Origin of the sequence: Sphingomonas citri (genome assembly GCF_019429485.1) — a bacterium.
Taxonomy (GTDB): domain Bacteria; phylum Pseudomonadota; class Alphaproteobacteria; order Sphingomonadales; family Sphingomonadaceae; genus Sphingomonas; species Sphingomonas citri.
Genome location: NZ_JAHXZN010000022.1, coordinates 1 through 8,268, shown reverse-complemented (window position 1 = coordinate 8,268; position 8,268 = coordinate 1). Strand labels below are relative to the sequence as shown.

The 8,268-nt window shown below is 77.1% G+C and carries 10 protein-coding genes; 9 read left to right on the top strand and 1 reads right to left on the bottom strand.

All coding sequences use genetic code 11. The annotated features are described in order from the left end of the window. Together KZ820_RS21605 and KZ820_RS21600 are read left to right on the top strand one after the other, a co-directional pair. Positions 1-1,448 (top strand): hypothetical protein (locus tag KZ820_RS21605; RefSeq protein ID WP_219750861.1); only part of this gene is annotated, 1,448 nt, incomplete at its 5' end. Continuing rightward, positions 1,445-2,752: a DNA-packaging protein gene (locus tag KZ820_RS21600; RefSeq protein ID WP_219750860.1), complete on the top strand. Its 1,308-nt coding sequence runs from the start codon at positions 1,445-1,447 to the stop codon at positions 2,750-2,752. The genes KZ820_RS21605 and KZ820_RS21600, both read left to right, overlap by 4 nt. 130 nt (positions 2,753-2,882) lie before the next feature. On the opposite strand, the gene KZ820_RS21595 is transcribed toward KZ820_RS21600, so the two are convergent. Beyond that, positions 2,883-3,287, bottom strand: a complete 405-nt coding sequence (locus KZ820_RS21595) for a GFA family protein (RefSeq protein ID WP_258048418.1) — start codon at positions 3,285-3,287, stop codon at positions 2,883-2,885. Positions 3,288-3,476: 189 nt separating this feature from the next. On the opposite strand from KZ820_RS21595, the gene KZ820_RS21590 reads away from it, so the two are divergent. The 7 genes from KZ820_RS21590 to KZ820_RS21560 all read left to right on the top strand — a co-directional run bounded on the left by KZ820_RS21590 (position 3,477) and on the right by KZ820_RS21560 (position 8,261). Beyond that, positions 3,477-3,887: a low affinity iron permease family protein gene (locus tag KZ820_RS21590; protein WP_219750863.1), complete on the top strand. Its 411-nt coding sequence runs from the start codon at positions 3,477-3,479 to the stop codon at positions 3,885-3,887. Positions 3,888-4,297: 410 nt separating this feature from the next. Beyond that, the gene (locus KZ820_RS21585; RefSeq protein ID WP_219750859.1) at positions 4,298-5,386 is read left to right on the top strand and encodes a phage portal protein; all 1,089 of its coding nucleotides are present in this window, start codon (positions 4,298-4,300) and stop codon (positions 5,384-5,386) included. Beyond that, complete coding sequence (locus KZ820_RS21580) at positions 5,383-5,715, top strand: DUF6127 family protein (RefSeq protein WP_219750858.1); 333 nt, start codon at positions 5,383-5,385, stop codon at positions 5,713-5,715. Before KZ820_RS21585 ends, KZ820_RS21580 begins: the two co-directional genes overlap by 4 nt. Further along, positions 5,712-6,137: an HK97 family phage prohead protease gene (locus tag KZ820_RS21575; protein ID WP_308462306.1), complete on the top strand. Its 426-nt coding sequence runs from the start codon at positions 5,712-5,714 to the stop codon at positions 6,135-6,137. Before KZ820_RS21580 ends, KZ820_RS21575 begins: the two co-directional genes overlap by 4 nt. Positions 6,138-6,258: 121 nt before the next feature. Beyond that, positions 6,259-7,263 carry a phage major capsid protein gene (locus KZ820_RS21570; protein ID WP_219750857.1) on the top strand — a complete coding sequence of 335 codons (1,005 nt, stop codon included), beginning with the start codon at positions 6,259-6,261 and terminating at the stop codon, positions 7,261-7,263. Positions 7,264-7,560: 297 nt separating this feature from the next. Continuing rightward, complete coding sequence (locus KZ820_RS21565) at positions 7,561-8,076, top strand: head-tail connector protein (RefSeq protein WP_219750856.1); 516 nt, start codon at positions 7,561-7,563, stop codon at positions 8,074-8,076. Then, positions 8,073-8,261, top strand: a complete 189-nt coding sequence (locus KZ820_RS21560; protein ID WP_219750865.1) for a hypothetical protein — start codon at positions 8,073-8,075, stop codon at positions 8,259-8,261. Before KZ820_RS21565 ends, KZ820_RS21560 begins: the two co-directional genes overlap by 4 nt. The last annotated feature ends 7 nt before the right edge of the window (positions 8,262-8,268 follow it).

Here is an 8,268-nt window from a genome sequence, read left to right as displayed (position 1 = left end):
ACGGGGCGGCGGCGCGCGCGCGTGCGCCCGCCGCCCGCGCGGAGGGCGAGGCCGCTCCGTCCGCCACGCGCGGCGCGGACCGCTCGGCCGCCGGTCGCGCGGCGCCCGCGGCCGCCGCCTCCGCCACGCCCGCCCCCGGCGGCGCGGCGCGCGCGACCCCGCTGGACGCCGCCACCCGCGCGAGCTTCCTCGACCAGCTCGCCATGCTCGGCTGTCCGGCGCGCGCCGCGGCGTCGGTCGGCGTCGCGCTCGTCTCGGCCTATGCGCTGCGGCGGCGCAGCGCGCGCTTCGCCGCCGCCTGGCGCGACGCGCTCGCGATCGGATACGAGCGGCTCGAGGCGGAGGCGCTGCGCCACCTGCTCGAACGCGAGACGCCGCTCGACCTCGCCGCCGCGCTGGCGCTGCTCGATCGCCACCGCGCCGCCGCCGCCGGCGCCGTGCCGGTCGCGCCGCCGCGCGCGGCGCGCCGCCAGCGCCACCCGCTCGGTCCCGCCGGGGCCGAGCTGGCGCGCCGGCTGAATCTCTACGCCGGCGTCACCCCGGGCGTCCGTCGCGCCCCGGTGTCGCCAGCGGCGGCGGCCGAGGTCGACTCGTTCGAGCGCGCGGCGGCGGCGGACTGGGACGAGCGGGAGGAGGCGGCCACCGCGCCCGCCGACCGCCACGCCGACCTCGGCGCGGACGCGGCGGACGCAGGCGCCGGCGCCGCCCCGGACGTCGATTCCGACGCGCGAGTCGACGCGGACACGACGAACGGGGGCGCAGGCTCCGACGCGCGCGCCGCTCCGGCCATCGACCGTGTTGCTGCCACCGCGGCCGAGACGGAGGCGGCGCCGGACTCATCCCGTTCTGCCGCCCCCGCGGGAGCCCGGGAGACGCGAGCGCCGCACGTCGGGGTCCGGCTCGATCCTGCGTCCCCGCCGCCGCGAGCGCGCTGTGACAGCGTCGCCGCCGCTCCTCCCGCCCATGGTCTCCCCGCGCACGCGGGAAGCCAGGGCCAAGCAGACCAACGACGGGCGACGTCCAGCCCTCCCGGGCTGCCGCGTGCGCGGGAGCACGAACGGACGATCGCCGGGCTCTCGGCGCCACGGGGACGGGATTCGTCCGGCGAACGGCGCGGACGCGTCCACGAAGGTCCGCCGAACGCGGGGTGGCCCATGCCCGCGGACTCGTCCGGCCCCGCGATCGGCTCGGCGGCGGACGAAGCGTGGCCCGCGCGGTCGAGCGCACCGGAAGGATCGGGGACGCGCTCCGCCGTCGATACCCCGGTCGGGGCGGTCGGTTCGGCCGCGCCGCCGCGAGCGGCGCCGCCCGTCGCGGCCGGTCACCTCGTCCCCGACACCCCGCCCGCCGCGTTCGACGCCCGCGACGGTGCGCGCCGCTCCGCCTGCCCGGTCGAACCGCCGCCGCCCGACGTCACCGCCGCGCCGCGCCCGCGGGTGTGGGCATGACCGCGCCGCTCACGCGCTCGCTGCGCGCGCTGCGCTGGTTCGATCCCGCCGCGGCAGCGCCCGTGTTCGAGGAGCTCGACGAGGCGACCCGCGGCGCGCTCGTCGCCGACTGGGCGAGCTGGGCGCATCCGGGGCAGCTCGCGCCCGACGGCGACTGGCGCGTGTGGCTGATCCAGGCCGGGCGCGGCTTCGGCAAGACCCGCGCCGGCGCCGAGTGGGTCGCCGCGATGGCGCGCGCGCGGCCCGAGGCGCGGATCGCGCTGGTCGGCGCCACCGAGGACGACGCGCGGCGCGTGATGGTGGAGGGGCCGAGCGGGCTGCTCGCGGTGGCACGGTACGCCGGCGGGGCGGTGTGGCGGCCGAGCCTGGGCGAGCTGCGCTTCGACGGCGGCGCGGTGGCGCAGGTCTATTCCGCCGCCGCGCCGGAGGGGCTGCGCGGCCCCGAGCACCATCTCGCCTGGGCCGACGAGCTCGGCAAATGGCGCGGCGCGGCGGCGTGGGACAATCTGATGCTGGGGCTGCGGCTCGGCGAGTCGCCGCGCGCGCTGGTGACGACGACGCCGCGCGCCACCGCGCTGCTGCGCCGGCTCGCCGCCGCGCCCGACACCGCGGTGACGCGCGGGCGGACGCGCGACAACCCGCACCTGCCGCGCGCCTTCGTCGCCGCGGTCGCGGCGCACTATGGCGCGACCCGGCTCGGCCGGCAGGAGCTCGACGGCGAGCTGATCGAGGACGTCGCCGGCGCGCTCTGGCCGCGCGCGCTGCTCGAGCGCCAGCGCGCCGCCGCGGTGCCGGTGCTGGTGCGCGTGGTGGTCGGGGTCGACCCGCCCGCGGGCAGCGAGGGCGACGCCTGCGGCATCGTCGCCGCCGGGCTGGGGCGCGACGGCCACGGCTATGTGCTCGAGGACGCGAGCGTGACCGGCGCCAGCCCCGAGCGCTGGGCGCGCGCGGTCGCCGCCTGCGCCGCGCGCCACGCCGCCGAGCGCGTGGTGGCGGAGGCCAACCAGGGCGGCGAGATGGTGGCGCAGGTGCTGCGCGCCGCCGACGCCGCGCTGCCGCTGCGGCTAGTGCACGCGACGCGCGGCAAGGCGGCGCGCGCCGAGCCGGTGGCGGCGCTCTACGAGACCGGGCGGGTGTGGCACGCGCGCGCCTTCCCCGCGCTGGAGGACGAGCTCGCCGGGCTGGTCGCGGGTGGCGGCTACGAGGGGCCGGGCCGCTCGCCCGACCGCGCCGACGCCTGCGTCTGGGCGCTCACCGCGCTGCTGCTGGGTGAGGGCGGCGCGGTGCGCGTGCGGGTGCTGTGAGGGCGCGCGGCGTCGTCCCGACGTCCGCGGCGTAGGGGGCGTACCGAGCGGATGACGCCGGGCGTAGCGGCGGCTCCCTGCGTCATGGTCGCACCGTCGCCTCGATGAACACCGCGAGCGGCCCGGTCGATCAAGCCGGAGGGCCTTCGGGATATTGCGGCCTGCCGTCGTCGAGCACGAGCCACGCCTGCTTGCTGGAAGTCCAGATGTGCTCGGTCGGCGCGAACAGCTCGGGTCGATCGAGGCTTCCCATGGACAGGCCGATCGTGCCGGCGCTCTGGCGTTCGGAGAACAGCGTCGTTCCGCATCGGGTGCAGAAGCCGCGGCGGATGCCGCTGTCGGCATGCAGCCATCCGACCGGACCCGCGATGGTCAGTCCGACCAAGGGCACCATGACCCTCGCGTAGAAAGCGGCACCGGTCGCCTTCTGACACCGGCGGCAGTGGCAGACGCGCACGTTGAGGGGCGCGGCGCCCGTGCGATAACGGCACGCGCCGCAGAGGCAGCCGCCTTCGATCATCGTCGCACCGCTCATCACCGCACCTCCCGTGACTGGAGCGCTACCGACATGCTTCGCCCAGTCCACCATCCTTATGGAGGCATCCCGGCCCCCACGCGCTGGGCTGAGCAACATATGCGATCATCCTAGGAGGAGACCGATCAGCGGCGCCATCACCGACAGCTTGCCCGTCGCCGTTCAGGGGGCGATAGTAACTCAATGAAGTTGGAGCGTTTCTTCGCCGCGCTCGCGACCCGGATCGCGTCCGCCTCGGGCCAGCCGGTGACGTTCGCGCTGGCGCTGGTGACGATCCTCGCCTGGGCGGTGACGGGGCCGATCTTCGCCTGGTCCGACACGTGGCAGCTGATCATCAACACCGGCACCTCGCTGGTGACCTTCCTGATGGTGTTCGTGATCCAGAACTCGCAGAACCGCGACGCCGCGGCGGTGCAGGCCAAGCTCGACGAGCTCATCCGCGCGCTCGACCGCGCGCGCGGCGAGTTCATCGGCATCGAGCATATGACCGACCGCCAGATCGAGGCGATCCGCGCCGCGCTGGAGAAAGAGGCGGGGCACGAGCCGGGCAAGGTCGGCACCGTCGACGACAGCGTGGAGACGCTGCTGAAGCGGCGGTAGGTGGCCACGCGCGGGCCGCGGTTCCCCTCTGCGTCGGTCACGGCGGGAACAGGACCTGCGCCGCGTCGACCGTGACTCGCCTGACGTCGCTATGACCGCTCCCTCGTCATCCCTGCGGCGGCAGGGACCCATACGCGCTGACGTGGCGGCTCCCCCGACGGTCCGCGCGTCTGGATCCCCGCCTGCGCGGGGTTGACGGTTGAGTGGTGGGTGCGGCGGATGGCCGCACCATGCCGGCCGGGGTGAGGGAACGCGCCGTCGAGGCGATCCTTTCGGTCGACATCGTCGCCGAGCGCCGGACGCCGAGCGCGGTGCGTTGAGCGCCAAACGCCGAAAGCCGAACACCTCGCGCCGCCTGCCGCCTGCCGCCTGCCGCCGCCGCCGACACCATCATCCGAGGAGACCCTCCCATGGCCTGGTTCCGCAAGACCGCGCCCGCCCCTGCGGCGGCGCGGCCACCGCTCGCGCGCGCGTCGGGTCTCGCCGCGCCGCCGCCGCCCGCCGTCTGGCCGCAGGGCTATGAGGCGCAGGTGCGCGCTGGCTATCTCGGCAACGCCATCGCGCAGCGCGCGGTGCGGCTCGTCGCCGAGAGCGTCGCCAGCGCCCCGCTCGCCTGCGACGACGACGCGCTGCGCGGGCTGGTCGCCGCGCCCGGGCTGCTGGAGACCGTCGCGGCGCAGCTGCTGCTCCACGGCAACGCCTTCGTCCAGCCGCTGCGCGACGGCGCGGGCGCGCCCGCCGCGCTCTACCCGCTGCGGCCCGAGCGGGTGAGCGTCGAGCTCGGCGCCGACGGCTGGCCCGCCGCCTTCCTCTACCGCGTCGGCGCGCGCGCCACGCGGCTCGCGCCCGAGGCGCTGATCCACCTGCGCCGCTTCCACCCGCTCGACGACCATTACGGCCTGGGCTGCCTCGCCGCCGCCGCGCCCGCGGTGGCGATCCACAATGCCGCGGCGGCGTGGAGCAAGGCGCTGCTCGACAATGCCGCACGGCCCTCCGGCGCGCTGGTGTACGACGCGCGCGACGGCGCGGCGCTCTCGCCCGACCAGTTCCGCCGGCTGCGCGACGAGATGGACGCTGGCTTCGCCGGCGCGAGCAACGCCGGCCGCCCGCTGCTGCTGGAGGGCGGGCTGACGTGGCAGCCGCTCAGCCTCACCCCCGCCGACATGGACTTCGCCGGCACCAAGGCGGCGGCGGCGCGCGAGATCGCGCTGGCGTTCGGGGTGCCGCCGATGCTGCTCGGCCTGCCCGGCGACTCGACCCACGCCAATTACGCCGAGGCCAATCGCGCTCTGTGGCGGCTGACCGTGCTGCCGCTCGCCGACGCGATCCTCACCGGGCTCGGCGCCGGGCTGGCCCGCTGGTGCGGCGAGGCGGCGCTGCGCGTCGACCTCGACCGCGTCCCCGCGCTGGCGGAGGACCGCGAGCGGCTGTGGCGGATGGCGGCGGCGGCGGACTTCCTCTCGCCCGAGGAGAAGCGCGCGATGGTGGACTGGCGATGAGCGCGCCGCACGACGCGGGCAGCGCCGCGGTGCTGGCGCAGCTGCTCGCGCAGCTGGCGGCCGAGGGCGCCGACCCGGCCGGGCTGCGCGCGGTGGCGGAACAGGCCGGCGAGCTGGGCGCGACGCGCGCGCTCACCCGGCTCGGGCTGGCCGACGCGGGCGCGGCGGGCGACGTCGCCGCGCTGCGCGAGCTGCTGCAGACGTGGCGCGCGGCGAAGCGCTCGGCGTGGCGCGCGCTGCTCGGCTGGGTGACGCGCACGCTCGGCGCGCTGCTGCTGCTCGGGCTGGCGATGCGGCTCGGCGTCGACCTCGGCGGGGACGGCAAGTGAGCGGCGGCCTGCGCTGCGGCGGCTATGCCGCATGGTGGGACCGCGTCGACCGCGCCGGCGACGTGCTCCGCGCGGGCGTGTTCGGCGCGGCGCCGCGGCTCGTGCCGCTGCTGTGCCAGCACCGCGGCGCGCCGGTGGGCGCGCTGCTGCGGCTCGCGCCGGACGCGTGCGGACTGCTGGTGGCGGCGCGGGTCGACGACGCGGCGGTGGCGCGCGCGGTGCGGCGCGGCGCGCTGCCGGGCTTCTCGGTGGCGTATCGCGCGCGGGTCGTCCGCCAGGGCGCGCACCGCGCGATCGTCGCGGCCGATCTGGTCGAGGTCAGCCTCGTCGCGGTGCCGATGCAGCCGCGGGCACTGGTCGACTGGTGGGCGGAGGACCCGGCGGCGCCGATCTTCGACGCACTCGGCACGGCCCCGTCGTGACGCTCCCGCGAGGACGCGGGGAGCGACCGTTCCAGCGTTCCCGTCGTCGCTCGCCGCCACCGGCCGTGCCCGCGGGCGCGGCGCCTCCGCCACAGCTTTCCAACCGAGAAGGAGACCGACCATGACCGACACCGTCGACGCGCGCCCGCTGCTGGAGGGCGCGAGACCGGAGGGCGACGACGCCTTCGCGCGCTATGTCCGCACCGGCGCCACGCTGGAGACCAAGGCCTTCACCGGCACCACCGGCGAGCAGGGCGGGGTGGTGATCCCGACCCAGCTCGACGGCACGATCGACGCGCAGCTCGTCAGCCGCAGCCCGATCCGCGCCATCGCCAACGTGGTCCAGGTCGGCAGCGCGGGCTATCGCAAGCTGATCACCAGCGGCGGCACGCCCGCGGGCTGGGCCGGCGAGACCGACCCGCGCCCGGTCACCGCGACGCCGACCTTCCACGAGCTGGTCCCGCCGGGCGGCGAGCTCTACGCCAATCCCAGCGCGAGCCAGGCGATGCTCGACGACGCGCTGTTCGACAGCGAGGCCTGGCTCGCCGGCGAGATCGCGACCGAGTTCGCCAAGGCCGAGGGCGCCGCCTTCGTCACCGGCAGCGGCGTGGGGCGGCCGCGCGGCTTCCTCACCTCGCCGGCGAGCGCCGCGGCGGACGGCGCGCGCGCGTTCGGCACGCTGCAATATCTCGCGACCGGCGCGGCGGGCGGCTTCGCGGGCGATCCCGCCGATCGGCTGATCGACCTCGTCCAGGCGCTGCGCGCACCCTATCGCCAGGGCGCGTGCTTCGTGATGAACGCCGCCACCGCCGCGCAGGTGCGCAAGGTGAAGACGCGCGACGGCCAGTTCCTGTGGCAGCCCGGACTGGCCGCGGCGCAGCCCGCGACGCTGCTGGGCTATCCCGTGGTGGAGGCGGAGGACATGCCCGACGTGGCGGCGGGCAGCGCCGCGATCGCCTTCGGCAACTTCCGGCTGGGCTATCTGATCGCCGACCGCGGCGACACCGCGGTGCTGCGCGACCCGTACAGCAACAAGCCCTTCGTCACCTTCTACGCGACGCGGCGCGTGGCCGGCTGCGTGAGCGACAGCGACGCGATCAAGCTGCTGAAGTTCGTGGAGAAGTGAGGGGCTAGACCCTCCCCACGGGGCGGGGAGGAGGCCATGCGCAGCGTGGTGGAGGGGGCTCTCCGCCCACGCACCGGCGCGCTCGTGGACACCCGCCCTCGCCGAGAACGAGCCTCCATCCTTCCCTTGCAGGGGAGGTGGCAGGCCGAAGGCCTGACGGAGGGGTGTCGCCAGTCGTGGGGGCCTCGAAGCTCACCACCGGTGACACCCCCCCGTCGCGCCCCGCACTTCCCTTCCACGGGAGGATCGGTGGAATGCCGACCCGGCCCCCCCCTCCGTCGTATCAGGAGATCCGTCATGCCGATCCTCAGCGGCGCGCCCGGCGCGGTGGTGCTGGGCGAGGCCGATCGCGCCGCCGCGCTGGCCGCGCTGCGCGCCGAGCTGCGCGCCGCCGCCACCGACGACGACGCGCTCGCGCTCGCGCTGGTCGAGACCGCGCTCGGCGCCGCCGAGCTGTTCCTCGGCCAGGTGCTGATCGCGCGCGCGCTGGTCGCCGCGCTGCCCGCGCGCGCCGCGTGGCAGCCGCTGCCGGCGCGCCCGGTGCGCCACGTCGAGGCGCCCGCCGCCGCGATGGTCGACATCGACGAGCAGGGCACCGGCTGGGTTCGCAGCGCCGCGCCGGTCGAGATCACCTTCACCGCCGGGCTGGCGGGCGACTGGGCGGGGCTGCCGGCGGCGCTGCGCCACGGCGCGGTGCTGCTCGCGGCCTATCTCTTCGCCGACCGCGGCGGCGCGACGCCGCTGCCCGCGGCGGTGACCGCGCTGTGGCGTCCGCACCGGACGCTGCGCCTGCTCGCGGAGGCGCGCGCGTGAGCGGCGCGGTGGAGCGGATCGCCGCGCGCCGCGTCGCCGCGACCCAGGCGCACGTCGCGGCGCGGCTGCGCGCGCTGCTGCCCGGCGCGCGGGTCGAGCTGGTCGACGAGGGCGTCGCGGTGAGCGGGCGCGGGCTGGTGCGGCGCTGGCTCGCCGACCCGCGGCTCGGCTGGTGGCGCGCGTGAGCGCCGC